The following is a 15172-nucleotide window of genomic DNA, read 5'->3' on the forward strand; positions in this document are numbered from 1 at the left end:
GTGATCCTTTCGCTAGGAGAGGCCGGCTCCGACGAGGCTGCCGATGCCGAAGGTGGCCGCCGCGGCGATCCCGCCCAGCAGCAGTTGGCGCAGCGCTCCCCGCCACCAGGGGCGCGCCGTCAGCCGGGCGACGAGCGCGCCGGCGCCGAGCAGGCCGAGCATGCTGACCACCGCGGCCACGGCCAGCCCGGTCGCGCCGAGTATGAACGGCAGCACCGGGATGATCGCCCCCAGGGCGAAGGCCGTGAAAGAGGAGAACGCGGCGACGTAGGGCGAGGGGAGGTCGTCCGGATCGACGCCCAGCTCCTCGCGGACGTGGACGCGCCAGGCCAGCTCGGGCTGCTCGGTGAGCTGCCTGGCGACGCGCTCCGCGGTGTCCGCGTCCAGTCCGCGCGCCTCGTACAGGGCGATGAGCTCGGCCAGCTCGCCGTCGGGGTTGCGCTCCAGCTCGGCCTTCTCGATGTCGATCTCGGCCCGCATCAGCTCGGTCTGGGACGCGACCGAGGTGTACTCGCCCGCGGCCATGGAGCAGGCGCCGGCCGCCAGCCCGGCCAGCCCGGTCACCACCACGATCGCGTTGGGAGCGCCGCCGCCCACCACGCCGCTGATGAGGGCGAAGTTGGAGACGAGCCCGTCCATCGCGCCGAACACGGCAGGCCGCAGCCAGCCGCCGGTGACGTCGCGGTGGTGCTGGTGCTTCTCGACGGGGGGAAGGGCCGTTTCCACGCTCATATGCATCCTTTCCGCCTGCCTTGCCAGGGGACGCAGGTCGGGAAATCGGGGGGCGTGCAAGCTCTTGTTTTACGACACTATGTCGTGAAACAGTGTTCCGCAAGTGACTCGGGGACTCGATCGGGATCGTTTCGGATCAAGGGAGGCACTCATGCCCCGCAACCGTTCACCGCGCGCATGGCTGGTCACCGCACTGGCCGTCATCCTCGCCCTCGCCTTCCCGCTCGCCGGCGAGGCCACCGCGCAGGGCAAGCCGAAGCTGACCGCGAGCCAGAGCGCCGACCTCACGCCGGGAACCGAGATCACGGTGACCGGAACGGGGTTCACGCCGAAGACGACCCTGTTCGTCGCTCTCTGCGACACCAAGCAGCCCCCCGGGAAGGCGTGCGACACGGGGAACTTCGCCCGGGTCACCACCGACGCCGAGGGCCGGCTGGAGACGACGATGACGCCGGTCGCCGTCTTCGGTTCCACGGACTGCGCCGCGACGACCTGCGCCCTCATGACGAACGACCCCGCCAACCCGCGGGACATCACCAACTTCACGCAGCTTCCTCTCACCTTCGCCGCCGGCGCCGCGAGCCCGGCAGCGTCGGTGGCGCCCGCCGAGCCCCCCGCCTCCGCTCCGGAGTCCACCCCCTCCACCGCCTCCGCGGCGGCGGACGACGGCGGGGCGCCCTCCGTCGTCCTCATCGTGGTCATCGCCGTCGTGCTCCTCGTGGTGGCCGTGGCCGTCGTCCTCTTCGTACGGGGCCGCGCGGCGCGGCACTAGCAAGCACATCGCGGGCGGGCCGGTGGACGCCGGCCCGCCCCTACGCCTGTACGGGGATTACGGGGATCTCGCCGTCGCGCAGGCAGGCGCTGTGCCGGTCGCTGGGCCGGTCGCCGACGGCGAGCAAGGGCGGGACCCGCTCCCTGCAGCCGTCCGCGACGTACGGGCAGCGAGGGTGGAAGGCGCACCCGGGAGGCGGATGGACGGCCGAGGGGACCTCTCCGGTGAGGGCGACCAGGCCCCGTCGGGCGGGATCGGGCACCGGCACGGCGGCCAGCAGCATGCGCGTGTAGGGATGGCGCGGCGCGGTGAAGACCTGCTCGGCGGGACCCTGCTCGACGATCCTGCCGAGATACATGACGGCGATCCGGGTGGCGAGGTGCCGGGCGATGTCGAGCTCGTGCGTGATGAGCACGTAACTCAGGCCGAGCGAGGCCCGCAGATCCAGCAGCAGATTGATCACGGTCGCCTTGACGCCCACATCCAGGCTGGCCGTCGGCTCGTCCAGGACGATCGCGCGCGGCCGGGCGGCGAGCGCCCTGGCCACGGTCACCCGCTGCAGCTCCCCGCCGCTCACCCCGCTTGGGCGGCGGGCGGCGTAATGCGCGGGCAGGCCGACCTGCTCCAGCAGCTCGGCCACGCGCGCGGCCCGCTCGGCGCGGGACGGGCACAGGCCGTGCACGGCGAGGGGCTGGCCGACACTGTGGCCGATGGTCTTGCGCGGGTTCAGCGCCGACCAGGGGTTCTGCGACACGAACTGCACGTGCCGGCGCGTCGCCCGGTCCATGCGCGTGCTCGTGGGAGTGCCGCCGATGCGCACGGTGCCCCGCGTGGGGGCGATCAGGCCGACGGCGAGCCGGGCGACCGTCGACTTGCCGCAGCCGGACTCCCCGACGACGGCGAGTGTCTCGCCGGGGTCGAGACGGAGGGAGACGTCCTCCACCGCGTGGACCGCCTGGCGCCGTCCGAGCGGGAAGCGCCGGGTGACGTGGTCGAGTTCGAGCAGTGGCGTCATGCGTCCTCCTCGGCGCGATGACAGCGGACCACGTCCGCTCCGATGGTGATCGGCATCGGCTCCTCCTCACCGCAGCGGGCGAACGCGTCGGGACAGCGAGGGGCGAACGCGCATCCCGCGGAGCGGGCCCGCGCGTCCCCGGGGATCGTGCCGAGGCGCCGCCCGGGTTCGGTACGGCCGGGCAACGCCGCCAGGAGGGCCCGGGTGTAGGGGTGGCGGGGTGCGGTGAAGATCTGGTCCACGGTGCCCGACTCGACTAGCCGACCCGCGTACATCACCCCGACCCGGTCGCAGATCTGGGCCACCACCGCGAGGTCGTGGGTCACGTAGAGCATCGCCAGCCCGAGCCGGTCGCGCAGGTCGAGCAGGAGGCGGAGCACCTGCGCCTGCACGGTGGCGTCCAGCGTGGTGGTCGGCTCGTCGGCGATGAGCAGATCGGGCTTCCTGGCCAGTGCGGCGAGCACGATGAGCAGACGCTGGAGCTGCCCGCCGGAGAAGCGGTGGGGGTGGTCGCGCGGCCGGTCGATCACCGCGCGCAGGCCCACCTGGCCGAGCAGGTCGGCGAGGTCGGGCCCGTCGTGGTACCAGCGGAGCTGGCGCAGCACCGGAGAGGAGGGGCTGAGCGAGGTCATCGGCCGCTGGGGCACCAGGCCGATGCGGGAGGCCCGAAGCCGCCGCATCTCCTCGTGGGACAGCTCGGTCAGCTCCCGCCCGTCGAAGCGCAGTCCGGCCGCGCGGACGCTCGCGCCGGCCGGGAGCACCCCCGTGATCGCCGAGCACAGGCTCGTCTTGCCGCTGCCGGACTCTCCGACCAGGCCGAGGATCTCCCCTCTGCGCAGGGTGAGGGAGACGCCGCGTACGGCGGGCCGGCCCGAGTAGGCCACGTCCAGGTCCGCGATGGTCAGCAGGTCAGCCACCGGAGTTCCCCCCGGGGCGCAGGTTCGGGGTGCCCAGCCTGCTGATCCGCATCCGCCCCGGGTCCAGGGGGCTCACGCTCGCCCGCTGCCCCACGATCATCTTCGGGTAGACGGGCGGGAACATCACCGCGTCCTCGGTCAGGGCGGCGTTGACCTGGCGGAGCAGTCCGTCGCGCTCGGCCTGGTCGGAGGTCGCCCATACGCGGTCGAGCGCGGTGTCGACGGCGGCGTTCTCGTAGCCGCAGGCCAGAACGCTCCTGGACTGGGCGGGGGAGAGAGCGAGATAGTTGGCGTCGCCGCTGGTGAAGCCGCTGGAGAAGCGGTTCATGATCATCTGGTAGGCGCCGGAGATCCAGCGCTGCGCCCAGGGGCCGCCCTGAAGCACCTCCAGCTTCACGGTGATGCCCGCCTGCGCCCAGCCCTGCACGAGGATCTGCGCGATGTCCTCCATGACCTGTCCGGCGCTGATCGTGAGGGTGAAGGAGGGGTTCGCGACCCCGTCGAGGAGCCGGCGCGCCCGGGCCGGGTCGGGCCGGGCGGGAAAGACGCGCAGGCTCGGGTCGTATCCGCGTTCGGCGGGACCGATGGGGCCCTGGCCGAGGGTCGCCGAGCCGCCGAAGACCTTCTCGTTCACTCCCTGGCGGTCGGACGCGTAGGCCACCGCGCGGCGGAAGTTCACGTCGTCGAAGGGCGGGTCCCCCGCCTTGACGTAGGTGAGGATGTCGATCGGGGCGTCTACCCGGTGGACGGTGACCTGCGGCTGCCCCATGAGGAGCGTCAACGCGGCCACGGGCAGCTCGGTGGCGATGTCCACGTTGCCCGCGCGCAGGTTCACCGCCCGCGTGGAGCCGTCCGGGATGATCTGGAACTCCAGCCGGGCGTACGCGGGGGGCTGGCCGTGATACCCGTGATGGGCGGCCATGGAATAACCCAGCCCGGGCGAGACACGCTCCAGCTTGTAGGGGCCGGTGCCCATCATCGTGTCCTTGCGGTCGGCGAACGCCCGGTGCGTGATCGGCAGGTTGGTCAGGTGCGAGCGGAGCAGGCCGTAGGGCCGCTTGAGGGTGATCTCGACCGTGTTCCGGTCGACGGCGCGGGCCCCCGAGTAGTAGCCGAGGAAGTAGACGACCCACTCGCTGCCGCTGGCGAACGCGGCCACATGGTCGAGCGAGGCGACCACGTGTTCGGCTGTGAAGGCGTCGCCGTTGTGGAACGTCACCCCCTGCTTGAGCGGGATCCTCCAGGTGAGCCCGTCGCCGGAGACCGCCGGCTCCGCCGCCGCGAGCAGCGGCACCGACCGGAGCCGCTCGTCGTAGTCGTAGAGCGTCTCCATCACCGGCTCGGCGATCCACCGGGTGACCTCGCTGCCGGAGTCGAGGGGGTTGAGGTTGCTCGGCCCCGCGGCGACACCGATCCTGAGCGTCCCGCCGCCGCTCGCCGGGGAGGCGGGCGAGCAGGCGGCGACCAGCGACGCGGCGGGGAGCAGCCCGAGGAAACGCCGTCGGGACCAGAAGGGGGGAGGTGTCATCGCGTCTCCACGTGAGTCGTGCCGCGCCCGCTGAGGGAGTCGGACAGGGCGTCGCCGATCAGGTTGAAGCCGAGGATCCCGGCGAGCATGATCGCGCCGGGCAGGACGGAGTACCACCAGATGCCCGCGGGCAGGTAGCCCGTGCCGCCGCCGGTGAGGTTGCCGAGCGTCGCCTGCGGGAGCTGGACGCCCAGCCCGAGGAAGCCGAGCCCGCCCTCGGCGAAGATCGCCAGGGCCATCGCGAGGAACGCCTGGACCAGCATGGCGGGCGCGACGTTGGGCAGCAGCTCGCCGAAGAGGATCCGGACCCGCGGCACGCCCACCACCCGCAGCGCGGACACGTACTCCTGGCCGGTCTCCGCCATGGTCGCGGCGCGCGCCACGCGCGCGAAATAGGGGACGAACGCCGCGCCGAGCAGCAGCACGACCTTGGTCGTCATGGTGATCGGGATCGGCCCCAGGTGTGCCGTGGCCGTACCGCTGAGACCGATGACGAACATCGCCAGCACGAACATCGGGAGCGCCTGGACGATCTCCAGCACCCGCATGATCAGGTCGTCGAGGAGACGGCCGCCGTGGTAGCCGGCGAGGATGCCCAGCGGCAGGGCGAGCAGCAGGCCGAGCGCCACGGCGGCCAGGCTGACCGCCAGCGACACCTGGGTGCCCGCCGCGGTCCGGGCGAACAGGTCGCGGCCGAGCTGGTCGGTGCCGAACGGGTGGGCCGGGCTCGGGGCCGCGAGCACGTCGGGGCCGGCGGCGTTCGGGTCACCGGACACCAGCGGCCCCACGACGGCGAGCAGGCAGAACAGCCCGGCGCAGGCGACGCCGAACCAGGTCAGGCCGTCTCGAGGAAGGAACCGGACGCGGCGCGTGGCCGGGAGGACGGCGCTCACCGGGCCTTACCTCGGTTGAGCACGCCCTCGCGGATCCGCGGGTCGATCCCCAGTTGGGCGACGTCCACCACCAGATTGGTGAGGAGGTAGAGGACGGCCACGGCCAGGCAGCAGCCGGCGGCCACCGGATAGTCCTGCCGGCGGAAGGAGTCGACCATGAGCTGGCCCAGGCCGGGCACGCCGAACACGTTCTCCACCAGGATCGCGCCGCTGACCAGCATGCCCAGCATCAGTCCCATGACGGTGACCAGGGGGATCGCCGCGTTGCGCAGCGCCACCCGGAGGACCAGCCGGCGGCGGCGCATGCCCATCGACGTGGCGAAGGCGACGTAGTCACGGTCGAGCACCTCCAGGACGGAGGCGCGGAACGTGCGGGCCACGACGGCGAACGCGGGCAGGCCGAGCACGAAGGCGGGCAGGACCAGGCTGCGCAGGTGTGCGGCCGCGCCCTCGGAGATCGGGACGTACCCGCTGATCGGCAGCACCCCGGTGAGGTAGACGCCGAAGACCAGCACGCAGACGAGGCCCAGCCAGAAGCTCGGTACCGAGAGCGCCACCACGCTCGTGACGCGGACGAACCCGTCGAGCGGCGAGCCGTGCCGGAGCGCGGCGAGCGCGCCGGCGAGGACGCCCAGCGTCATCCAGACCGCTCCGGCGACCAGCCCCAGTTCGAGGGAGACGGGCAGCCGCTGGGAGATGAGCTCCCCGACCGACTGCCCGGAGAACACCGAGGTGCCGAGATCCCCGCCGACCAGTTGCCGGAGGTAGCGCGCGTACTGCTCGGGGATGGAGGCGTTCAGGCCGAGCCGCGCGGCGACCGCGGCCCTGCCCTCCTCGCTGTAGCTGAATCCCAGCAGGGTGTACAGCGGGCTGCCCGGTGACAACCGGAGGAGGACGAACACCAGCGAGATCACCGCGAAGACGGTGGTCACGAGTGCGATCAGACGCCGGAGGAGATAGGAGACGATGGCGAACCACCTCTCTCAGTGTTCCGCTATCCGGAATTGTGTATATGTGCACGGAATAGTAGATCGCCCTTCCTGTGACGGGAAGGGTTTTGGCGACAGATCGTCATCATCCGAACGATGGATTGCCTGGTGCGCGCCCGCGGGCAGGCCGGGCCCTCGGCGGCCGGCGGCCGGCAGCCATGGTGGCGGCGATGGCGGCGGCCATGGTGGCGGCGGTGGTGGCGGCGGTGGTGGCCGGCCGGGCCGGGGCGGTCGCGTTGCGCGGCGCAGCGAAGTTCGCGACGATGTGTCGTAAAAGTATTGACCATCATCGCTCTTGCTGACACTCTGTCGTTAAAAGGCATTCCGACGCAATGGAGTCCAGGCATGACTGCAACCGAGAGCTTCGCCGAGCAGCTCAAGAAGGCGACCTGGAGCGACCACGAGGATGCGGAGCACACCGCCTTCCTCGAAGCGCTCATGGGTGGGCGCGTCTCCCGGGAGGGGTACGCCGAGATGGTGGCCCAGCACTACTTCGCCTACGTGGCCCTGGAGGAGGCGGGACGCGCCCTCGCCGACGACCCGGTCGCGGGCCCGTTCGTCAGCCCGGAGCTTGAGCGCCTGCCCGCCTTGGAGGCCGACCTGGAGGAGCTGTACGGAAAGGACTGGCGCGACAAGATCACGCCGTCCAAGCCCACGTTGACCTATGTCGCGCGGATCAACCAGATCGCCGACTGGCCGGGCGGGTTCATCGCCCACCACTACACCCGCTACCTCGGCGACCTCTCCGGCGGGCAGGTGATCCGCAAGGTCGCCGAGCGCACGTACCAGTTCGGCGCCGCGGCGGGAGTGCGGTTCTACCTCTTCCCCGGCATCCCGGACCTCAAGGCGTTCAAGGTCGACTACCGGGACCGGCTCAACGCGCTGAACCCGGACGAGGTGGAGGCCAGGAGGATCATCGGCGAGACCGTGCTGGCCTACCAGCTCAACACCGAGGTCATCGTCGAGATCGGCAAGCGGCTGCCCGAGTACCTGGTGGCATGAGCTTTCCCCTGCCGGTCCGCCCGCTCCGGGACGCGCGCCTGCTCGCTCCGGAGCCGGACGGGGCGCCGCGCGGCCCAGACCCCTCGGGGCCGGAGATCATCGAGATCGCCGAGGCGGCGGGCGTGCGCGGGCGCGGCGGCGCGGGCTTCCCGCTGGCCAAAAAGCTCCGCTCGGTCGCATCGGCGGCCGGCTCCACCCGCTTCGTGATCGCCAACGGGGAGGAGGGCGAGCCCGCCTCCGTCAAGGACCGGTTCCTGCTCCGCGAGCGTCCGGAGCTCGTGCTCCGCGGTCTCGCGCTGGCCGCCCGGGCCGTGGGAGCCGACCGCTCCTACGCGTATGTCAGCGATCCGGCCGCCGCCCGCCGCCTCGCCGGGGCACGCGGCGGCGACCTCGTCGACGTCGTGCGGGTGACGCCCGGATACGTGGCGGGGGAGGAGACCGCGGTCGTCCGCGCCGTCGGCGGCGGACCGGCCCTGCCCACGGCGAAACCGCCCCGGCCCTGGCAGGCGGGCCTGGGGGGAGCGCCCACCCTGGTGAGTAACGCCGAGACGCTCGCCCAGCTCGCCCTCGCCGTCCGGCTCGGACCGGAGACCTACCGCCGGCTCGGCACCCCGGAGTCCGGAGGCACGTTCCTGGTGACGCTGTCGGGCGCGGGTCAGGCCCCCGTCCTGTACGAGGTCCCGTACGGTGTCCCGCTGCGTGAGCTGGTGACCACCCACCGGGGAACGGCCGCCGGGGTGACCGGGATGCTGGCCGGTGGCTTCGCGGGAGGACTGCTTCCTCCTTCGGCCCTGGACCTTCCGCTCACCCACGCCGCGCTGGCCGCTGCGGGCAGCACGCTCGGCTGCGGCGCCTTCGTCCTGCTCGCCGGGGAGTGCCCGGTGGGGGTGGCCGCCGACGTGGCGGCCTTCTTCGACCGGGAGAACGCGCGGCAGTGCGGGCCGTGCGTCACGGGCACGGCGGGCGTGGCGGACGTGCTCGCCGGGCTGACCGTACGCTCCGCGACGTGGAGCGACGTCGCGCGGCTGGAACGGTGGGGGCAGGCGCTGGCCGGGCGGGGCAACTGCGCGACGCCGGACGCCGTGACGGTCCTGGTCGGCTCGCTCTTCCTGCATCACCGCGATCTCGTCGGCGCGCACGTGGACGCGGAGTGCGAGCGGTGCGCCGTCTCCCCTGTCACCGCGGACACGAAGTTTCGCATCTCTCTGGAGGAACCATGAAGGTTGTGATCGACGCCGCCGTGTGCGACGGCAAGGGGTACTGCAAGCGTTTCGCTCCGGAGGTGTTCGGGCTGGACGAGTGGGGTTACGGCAAGGTTCTGGTGGATGAGGTCCCGCCGGAGCACATGGCGGGCGCCGAGGCCGCCGTCGAGGCGTGTCCGTTGCAGGCCATCAGGACGGTGTGACGAGGCCGCCCTCTCCAGGAGGGCGGCCTTCGCGTTCGTTCGCGCTTCCTCGTGTCTTTCGTGTTCCGGGCGCCTGCCGCGTGCCGTCCCTGTGTGCCGTCCCTGCGTGCCCTCTCTGTCAGGCCACGCCGAACTCCTCGCCCAGCTCGACGGTGATCGCGGCGTTGCCGCGGAAGGCGTGACTGCCCTCCTCCACCAGCGGCTCGAGGTCCTCCTCGGTGACAGGCACCGCGTTCATCCGCGCGTGATAGTCGGAGATGAAGGCGCGGTTGTCCTCGATCTCCGCGAAGTCGTAGAACGCCACGCCGGCGCCGTCGCTCAGGCCGTACGTCGTGGTGAGCAGCTTGGCGAGCGTCGCCCCGCCGTGCAGGTAACCGGCGTAGCGGATCCAGTGGTGGGGGACCAGGCCGAGTGGCCACTCGTCGCGGACGCGGTGCAGCCGCGCCACGTACGCGTCGGTGGCCGGAGAGGTGCGCAGGGAGTCCCGCCAGTCGCGGCCGTGGAAGTACGCGAGGTCGCGCTCGATGGCCTCCGCGCGGTTGAGCTGGGGCAGGTACAGGGCGCCGACGGCGGGGTCCTCCCGCAGGGCCTCCGCCGTCCGCTCCAGGGCGGAGTACACAGCGTGAAACCGGACCAGCCACGCGCTGTAGGCGTCCTTGGTCAGCCTGCCCTGGAACAGGGCGAGCATGTAGGGAGTGTTCTCGGCCTCGCGGTGCGCCTCGGACGTCCCGTGGTAGAGCAGCTTGGACAGCGGCTCGCGGTCCTGGGCGGTGTTCGTGTTCACGCCTGTCCTCCGTTTTACGACGAGTTGCCTTAAAGATAACGACAAACTGTCGTCAAAACAACAGAGCGAAACGACGTTTCCCGGCCGCTGTGAAAGGCGGGAACGCTGACGGCATGCCCGCTGCGTGCGAAAATGCCGATATGCCTAGGATTTCTGCCCCGAACCTGCGAGAGCACCGCGCGCAGACAGTGAACCGGATCATCGACGCGGTGGCCCGGCTCTCCAAGGATCGAGGCATCGACGCGATCTCCATGACCGACGTCGCGGCGGAGGCCGGCGTGGCGCGGACCGTCCTCTACAACTACTTCCCGGACAAGGCCGCGCTGCTGCTCGCGTTCAGCCAGCGGGTGACCGACTACTTCGTCGACCTCTTCGAGCAGGACCTGCCCGAGGGTGCCAGCGCCGGCTCGCGTCTTGAGTCTTTCGTCCGGCTCCAGCTGAAGGGCCTCGTCGCCCACCCCCACCCGGGCGCCGCCGAGATCACCGCGGCGCTGGGACCCGACGCGTACCAGGCGCTCGCGGGCCATGTGGCGCCCATGCACAAGATCTTGTGCGAGATCCTCGCCGGCGGGATCGAGTCGGGGGAGTTCCGCCCGCTCGACGTGGACGCCGCCGCCCGCAGCGTCCTGGCCGTCATCGGGGCGGAGCGGATCCCCCTCGTCGGCGGCGCGGTGACGCTGGAAGACGCGGAGCGGACCGTCATCGCCTTCGTCCAGGGAGCCGTCCGAGCACCGGGAAAGTGATCGGCGCCGCGGCGACCCCATGATCCAGCTGGGGCGATCTCCGCACCGACCCCTCTGGCTGCGAGGATGAGGGTCGTGTCCCCCGAGGAGCCGGGCCTGCGCCTGGCACGAGCCGCCGTCTTCGCGACGGTGTGCGTCCTCGTCTCCGCGGCCGGGCACTTCTTCGCCGGAGGCGGTCCCGTCGCGCCCGGCGTCCTGGCGGCGGGCGCGCTCGGGGCGTTGACGCTCGCCTACGTCCTCAACGGGCGCGAGCGAGGCCCCGAGGCCGTCATGGCGGCGACGGTCGCCGCGCAGGACCTCCTCCACGAGCTCTTCACCTGGTCGGCGTCGGCTCCGGCGGTCCATTCCGCGCACGGACACCTCGGCGTCGGCATGCTGCTGGTCCACCTCCTGGTGGCGCTGGTCAGCGGCTGGTGGCTGTGCCGGGGCGAGGACGCGGTCTGGCTCATGCTCCGCCTGTGGGGCGCGCCGCCCTTCCCCCTGCCGCGGCGGCTCCGCGCCGTCCCGGAGGAGAGCCACCGTCCACTACGGCAGGCCGTGCCGCCCTCCGAGGCGGAGCCGCACCGCGGTCACGAGATCGCGCCGGCGATCCCCAGGCGCGGTCCGCCCGTGCCGTGTCACGCCGGCTGAAGGAGGCAGCAGCGCTCCGGTGGCCGGTGTGCCCGAGTGTTCCGGCGCTCCGCACCGCGCGGACGCGCCGTTCCGACCGTCGCCCAGCATGGCCGGGATTCCTCCGCGCGGAGCTCGCGCCGCTGACGTGCGTCTTCGCCGCGCACCGTCCGCGGCATCGTGATGCCGGCCGCCGGGGCGTGGATCGTCTCCCGCTCCCACCCCGGCCCTCCCGCCGCGTACGCCCCGGCTCCGGCGCCGAGGAGATCGAGCCGAGCAGAAAGATCATCATGAGGTCTGTTTCCGATCACCGAGCGGCCGACGACGAACGGCTGACGGTGCTCGCCCTGGCGGCACGCGCGGGAGCCCCCGCGGACGTCGAGGCCTTCGCCCGCGCCGTCTACCCGGACGTGCGCCGGTTCCTCGTCCATCTGACCGACCCCCAGTCGGCGGAGGACCTCACCCAGGAGACGTTCGTGCGGGCCCTCGGCAGCCTGCCCAGGTTCGCCGGGCGGGCCTCCGCCCGCACATGGCTGCTGTCCATCGCCCGCCGGGTCGTCGTCGACCGGTTCCGCTCGGCGGCCGTGCGCCCCATGATCGCCGACGTGCCCGACTGGCGGGCCGCCGCCGAACGGCGCCAGCCGTTCGAAACGCCCGGTCCGGACGACGCCGTGGCGCTGGCCGGGCTGCTCGCCGAGGTGCCGCGCGAACGGCGCGACGCCTTCGTGCTCACCCAGCTCATGGGCCTGCCGTACGCCGAGGCGGCGGAGCTGATCGGGTGCCCCGTGGGCACGGTGCGCTCGCGCGTGGCGCGGGCACGCAGCCAGCTCATCACCTCGCTGGCGGAGGCCGAACAGGCGGCCTGAACAAGCGGGACGCGAGCGGGGACGGTCACGCGAAGCGCGCGAGCGGACTCCGACGACGCTGCCCGAACGACGCTGCCCGAGTGACACGGGGCGGCCTGCCCGAGCGGTGGGACGCCGGGGCCGGAGATGCTCCGGCCCCGGGCGGTCCTCATCCCCGGGCGCCTGCCCGGGACGGCGAACCCGGGCCAGTCACCACGCGACGGGCAGGGAGTCGAGCCCGTAGACGATGGCGATCTTCCTGAACTCCACCTCCTCGTCCGGCACGGCGAGGCGCAGCCCGGGGAAGCGCCGCAGCAGCGCCGGGTAGGCGATGCGCATCTCCATCCGCGCCAGCGGCGCGCCGACGCAGCGGTGGATGCCGTGCCCGAAAGCCAGATGCGAGGACGCGTCACGGTCCGGGACGACGGTCTCCATGTCGGCGCCGAGGTTCGGGTCGCGGTTGGCGGCGGCCAGCGAGCAGAGGACCATCTGGCCCTTCGCGATGGGCTGCCCAGCCAGGACGAGGTCCTCGCGGGCGAAGCGCGGGAAGGCGACCTGCACGACCGTGAGGTAGCGCAGCAGCTCCTCCACCACCCGGCCGACCTGCTCCTCGTCGCCGTCCCGCACGAGCGCGAGGTGGTCGGGGTGCTGCAGCAGCCACAGGGTGCCCAGGGCGAGCATGCTCGTGCTGGTGTCATGGCCGCCGGTCAGCAGACCGTCGGCGAGGCTGGCCAACTCCTCGTCGCTGATCTCGTCGCCGTGCTCGCGCAGCAGCATGCCGAGCAGGCCGTCGCCGGGGTTCTCCCGCTCGCGCGCCACCAGCTTCCGCAGGTAGGCCATCGAGTCGTTGATCGCCTGGAGCGACGCCTCCGGCCCGGCCGAGAAGTCGAAGCGGCCCGTGCTCAGACGCAGGAAGTCGGCCTGCTCCTCGTACGGCACGCCAAGCAACTCGCAGACCACCAGCGAGGGAATGGGCAGGGCGAAGGTCTGGACCAGGTCCGCAGGGGCCCCGGCCGCCTCCATGGCGTCGAGACGCTCGGCCACGATGGCCTCGATCCGGGGCTCCAGCCGGCGCAGCCGCCGTACCGTGAACTCCGGGGTGAGGAACTTGCGCAGCCTGGTGTGCTCGGGCGGGTCGCGGAAGCCGAGCCCGCCCGGGTCCTCCTGCTGGGAGCCGGCGGCGATCACGTTGCCGAAGTCGTTGCTGAACCTGCCGTGGTCGCCGAGTACGGCGCGCACGTCCTCATATCTGGTGACCAGCCACACCGTGGAGCCGTCCGGCATGGGCAGCGGATGAACCGGCTGCTCGGCCCGGATCCGGCCGAGCTCCGGCACCGGGTCCATGCCCTCCCGCATGAACTGCACGAGAGGGAATTCCGTCTCTGACATCTGTCGGGTCCTCAATGTTTGAGTGCCGAAGCGGTGGCAGCGCTTCGGCACCGAGTGTGCGTTCCCGGGCACGTGGGCGCGGTCGCGACCGCCGTCGGCACGTCGTCTCCGCGTGATGCCGACGCCCTTGCCTCCGACATCCGGCCCCTCCCGTCGCGCGACCGGTCCCGGATACGCGGATGATGAAAGACCCCCACAAAGACATGTCGTTGGGGCGGGCGAGTTAGTTCCCGGAAAAATGAGGATTCTCCGGCCTCAGGTGAGGGTGCGGGTTGGACCGGGCGCGCGGCCCGGCTCCGCCACCGCTGAAAACGGGTCGATCTTTCCTCCGGAGCCGGTGCAGACTGGGCGGTGACGCAAAGGAGATCAATCATGCCGAACCGGGTCGCCCCGAACCTGCTCTCGTGGGCCACCGACATCGAACCGAGCACGATCGAGCAGGCCGCCCGGGCCGCGCGTCTCCCGTTCGTCCCGGGCCATGTCGCGCTGATGCCGGACGCGCACGTCGGGCTGGGCGCCACCGTCGGCTCCGTCATCCCGACCCAGGGCGCCGTCATCCCCTCCGCGGTGGGCGTCGACATCGGCTGCGGCATGGTCGCGACCGAGACGACCCTGACCGCCTCCGACCTGCCCGACAGCCTGGCCGCGCTGATGCCGCTGGTCGAGCGGCGCATCCCCGCCGGTGTCGGCAAGGGCCACGAGGATCCCGCGATCGACGACGCGCTCGACGCGATCGGCCGCCCGCACACCGAGCTCTCCACCAAGCAGGAGAAGACGACGGCCTGCCAGTTCGGCACCCTCGGGTCCGGCAACCACTTCGTCGAGGTGTGCCTGGACGAGCGCGATCGCGTCTGGACGGTGCTGCACTCGGGGTCGCGCGGGATCGGCAACCAGCTCGCGACCCGGCACATCGCCGAGGCCAAGAAGCTGATGGCGCGTTATTTCATCACCCTGGAGGACCCGGATCTCGCCTACCTCGTGCAGGGCACCCCGGAGTTCACGGCCTACATCCGGGACATGCTGTGGGCCCAGCGGTACGCGATGGCCTCGCGCGCGCGGATGGACGCGGTGCTCTCCGCGGCGCTGTTCTCCGTGGTCGGCACGGGCGACCGGGTGCGAACGATCAACTGCCATCACAATTTCACGCAGCAGGAGAGCCACCGCAACAAGGAGCTGTGGATCACCCGCAAGGGCGCCATCAAGGCCGACACCGGTGACCACGGTGTGATCCCGGGCTCGATGGGGACCCGCTCGTACGTCGTGCGCGGCCTCGGCAACCCGTCGTCGTACAACTCGTGCTCCCACGGCGCGGGCCGCCGCATGTCGCGGACCGAGGCGCGACGGAGGCTCTCGGCGGAGTCGCTCGCCGAGGCGATGGCCGGCCGGACGTGGAACGCCGACCGCGCGACGGCGCTCGTGGACGAGCATCCCGAGGCGTACAAGTCGATCGATCAGGTGATGGAGGATCAGCGGGACCTCGTCGAGGTCGAGCACACCCTCCGGCAGATCTTCAACTACAAGGGATAGGCCGTCGTTGTGGTCGTCGGCT

General features: G+C 71.8%; 17 protein-coding genes. 9 read left to right on the forward strand and 8 right to left on the reverse strand.

The features are described 5' to 3' along the window. Nucleotides 1–12: 12 nt before the first annotated feature. Nucleotides 13–732 carry a VIT1/CCC1 transporter family protein gene (locus QSK17_RS33065; protein WP_285710000.1) on the reverse strand — a complete coding sequence of 240 codons (720 nt, stop codon included), beginning with the start codon at nt 730–732 and terminating at the stop codon, nt 13–15. 151 nt (nt 733–883) lie between these two features. On the opposite strand from QSK17_RS33065, the gene QSK17_RS33070 reads away from it, so the two are divergent. Next, nucleotides 884–1504, forward strand: coding sequence for a neocarzinostatin apoprotein domain-containing protein (locus QSK17_RS33070; protein WP_285710002.1), 621 nt, complete (start codon nt 884–886; stop codon nt 1502–1504). A gap of 40 nt (nt 1505–1544) precedes the next feature. Here the strand turns inward: QSK17_RS33070 and QSK17_RS33075 are convergent, their stop codons facing one another. The 5 genes from QSK17_RS33075 to QSK17_RS33095 are packed head-to-tail and all read right to left on the reverse strand — an operon-like array spanning nt 1545 to nt 6825. Further along, the gene (locus QSK17_RS33075) at nt 1545–2519 is read right to left on the reverse strand and encodes an oligopeptide/dipeptide ABC transporter ATP-binding protein (protein ID WP_285710004.1); all 975 of its coding nucleotides are present in this window, start codon (nt 2517–2519) and stop codon (nt 1545–1547) included. Beyond that, nucleotides 2516–3436, reverse strand: a complete 921-nt coding sequence (locus QSK17_RS33080; protein ID WP_285710008.1) for an ABC transporter ATP-binding protein — start codon at nt 3434–3436, stop codon at nt 2516–2518. The genes QSK17_RS33075 and QSK17_RS33080 overlap by 4 nt, the downstream gene beginning before the upstream one ends. Further along, a complete protein-coding gene (locus QSK17_RS33085) occupies nt 3429–4964 on the reverse strand; it encodes an ABC transporter substrate-binding protein (RefSeq protein WP_285710011.1) in 1536 nt (511 codons plus the stop codon). The genes QSK17_RS33080 and QSK17_RS33085 overlap by 8 nt, the downstream gene beginning before the upstream one ends. Continuing rightward, complete coding sequence (locus QSK17_RS33090) at nt 4961–5857, reverse strand: ABC transporter permease (RefSeq protein WP_285710014.1); 897 nt, start codon at nt 5855–5857, stop codon at nt 4961–4963. The genes QSK17_RS33085 and QSK17_RS33090 overlap by 4 nt, the downstream gene beginning before the upstream one ends. After that, a complete protein-coding gene (locus tag QSK17_RS33095; RefSeq protein ID WP_285710076.1) occupies nt 5854–6825 on the reverse strand; it encodes an ABC transporter permease in 972 nt (323 codons plus the stop codon). The genes QSK17_RS33090 and QSK17_RS33095 overlap by 4 nt, the downstream gene beginning before the upstream one ends. A 191-nt stretch (nt 6826–7016) precedes the next feature. Between QSK17_RS33095 and QSK17_RS33100 the strand changes: the two genes are divergently transcribed. Genes QSK17_RS33100 through QSK17_RS33115 form a run of 4 tightly spaced genes read left to right on the forward strand, consistent with a single transcriptional unit; the run spans nt 7017 to nt 9253 of the window. Continuing rightward, a complete protein-coding gene (locus QSK17_RS33100; protein ID WP_285710017.1) occupies nt 7017–7148 on the forward strand; it encodes a hypothetical protein in 132 nt (43 codons plus the stop codon). A gap of 43 nt (nt 7149–7191) precedes the next feature. After that, entirely contained in the window at nt 7192–7848 is a 657-nt protein-coding gene (locus tag QSK17_RS33105; RefSeq protein WP_285710020.1) for a biliverdin-producing heme oxygenase, read from the forward strand. After that, entirely contained in the window at nt 7845–9068 is a 1224-nt protein-coding gene (locus QSK17_RS33110; RefSeq protein WP_285710023.1) for an NADH-ubiquinone oxidoreductase-F iron-sulfur binding region domain-containing protein, read from the forward strand. Before QSK17_RS33105 ends, QSK17_RS33110 begins: the two co-directional genes overlap by 4 nt. After that, nucleotides 9065–9253 (forward strand): ferredoxin, encoded by a 189-nt coding sequence (locus QSK17_RS33115; RefSeq protein WP_285710025.1) that lies wholly within the window; start codon nt 9065–9067, stop codon nt 9251–9253. The genes QSK17_RS33110 and QSK17_RS33115 overlap by 4 nt, the downstream gene beginning before the upstream one ends. A 118-nt stretch (nt 9254–9371) precedes the next feature. On the opposite strand, the gene QSK17_RS33120 is transcribed toward QSK17_RS33115, so the two are convergent. Beyond that, nucleotides 9372–10037, reverse strand: coding sequence for a biliverdin-producing heme oxygenase (locus tag QSK17_RS33120; RefSeq protein ID WP_285710027.1), 666 nt, complete (start codon nt 10035–10037; stop codon nt 9372–9374). A 140-nt stretch (nt 10038–10177) separates the two neighbouring features. On the opposite strand from QSK17_RS33120, the gene QSK17_RS33125 reads away from it, so the two are divergent. The 3 genes from QSK17_RS33125 to QSK17_RS33135 all read left to right on the forward strand — a co-directional run bounded on the left by QSK17_RS33125 (nt 10178) and on the right by QSK17_RS33135 (nt 12255). Then, the gene (locus QSK17_RS33125; RefSeq protein WP_285710028.1) at nt 10178–10780 is read left to right on the forward strand and encodes a TetR/AcrR family transcriptional regulator; all 603 of its coding nucleotides are present in this window, start codon (nt 10178–10180) and stop codon (nt 10778–10780) included. Between the two features lie 75 nt (nt 10781–10855). Next, a complete protein-coding gene (locus tag QSK17_RS33130; RefSeq protein ID WP_285710031.1) occupies nt 10856–11410 on the forward strand; it encodes an MFS transporter in 555 nt (184 codons plus the stop codon). Nucleotides 11411–11679: 269 nt separating this feature from the next. Beyond that, nucleotides 11680–12255 carry a sigma-70 family RNA polymerase sigma factor gene (locus QSK17_RS33135; protein WP_285710034.1) on the forward strand — a complete coding sequence of 192 codons (576 nt, stop codon included), beginning with the start codon at nt 11680–11682 and terminating at the stop codon, nt 12253–12255. Between the two features lie 189 nt (nt 12256–12444). Here QSK17_RS33135 and QSK17_RS33140 read toward each other — a convergent pair whose 3' ends face one another. Beyond that, on the reverse strand, nt 12445–13623 hold the full coding sequence (locus tag QSK17_RS33140) for a cytochrome P450 (RefSeq protein WP_285710037.1): 1179 nt from the start codon (nt 13621–13623) through the stop codon (nt 12445–12447). A gap of 372 nt (nt 13624–13995) precedes the next feature. Between QSK17_RS33140 and QSK17_RS33145 the strand changes: the two genes are divergently transcribed. Continuing rightward, on the forward strand, nt 13996–15150 hold the full coding sequence (locus QSK17_RS33145; protein ID WP_285710040.1) for an RtcB family protein: 1155 nt from the start codon (nt 13996–13998) through the stop codon (nt 15148–15150). Nucleotides 15151–15172 lie beyond the last annotated feature (22 nt).

Source organism: Microtetraspora sp. NBRC 16547 (assembly GCF_030268965.1).
Classification (GTDB): Bacteria; Actinomycetota; Actinomycetes; order Streptosporangiales; family Streptosporangiaceae; genus Microtetraspora.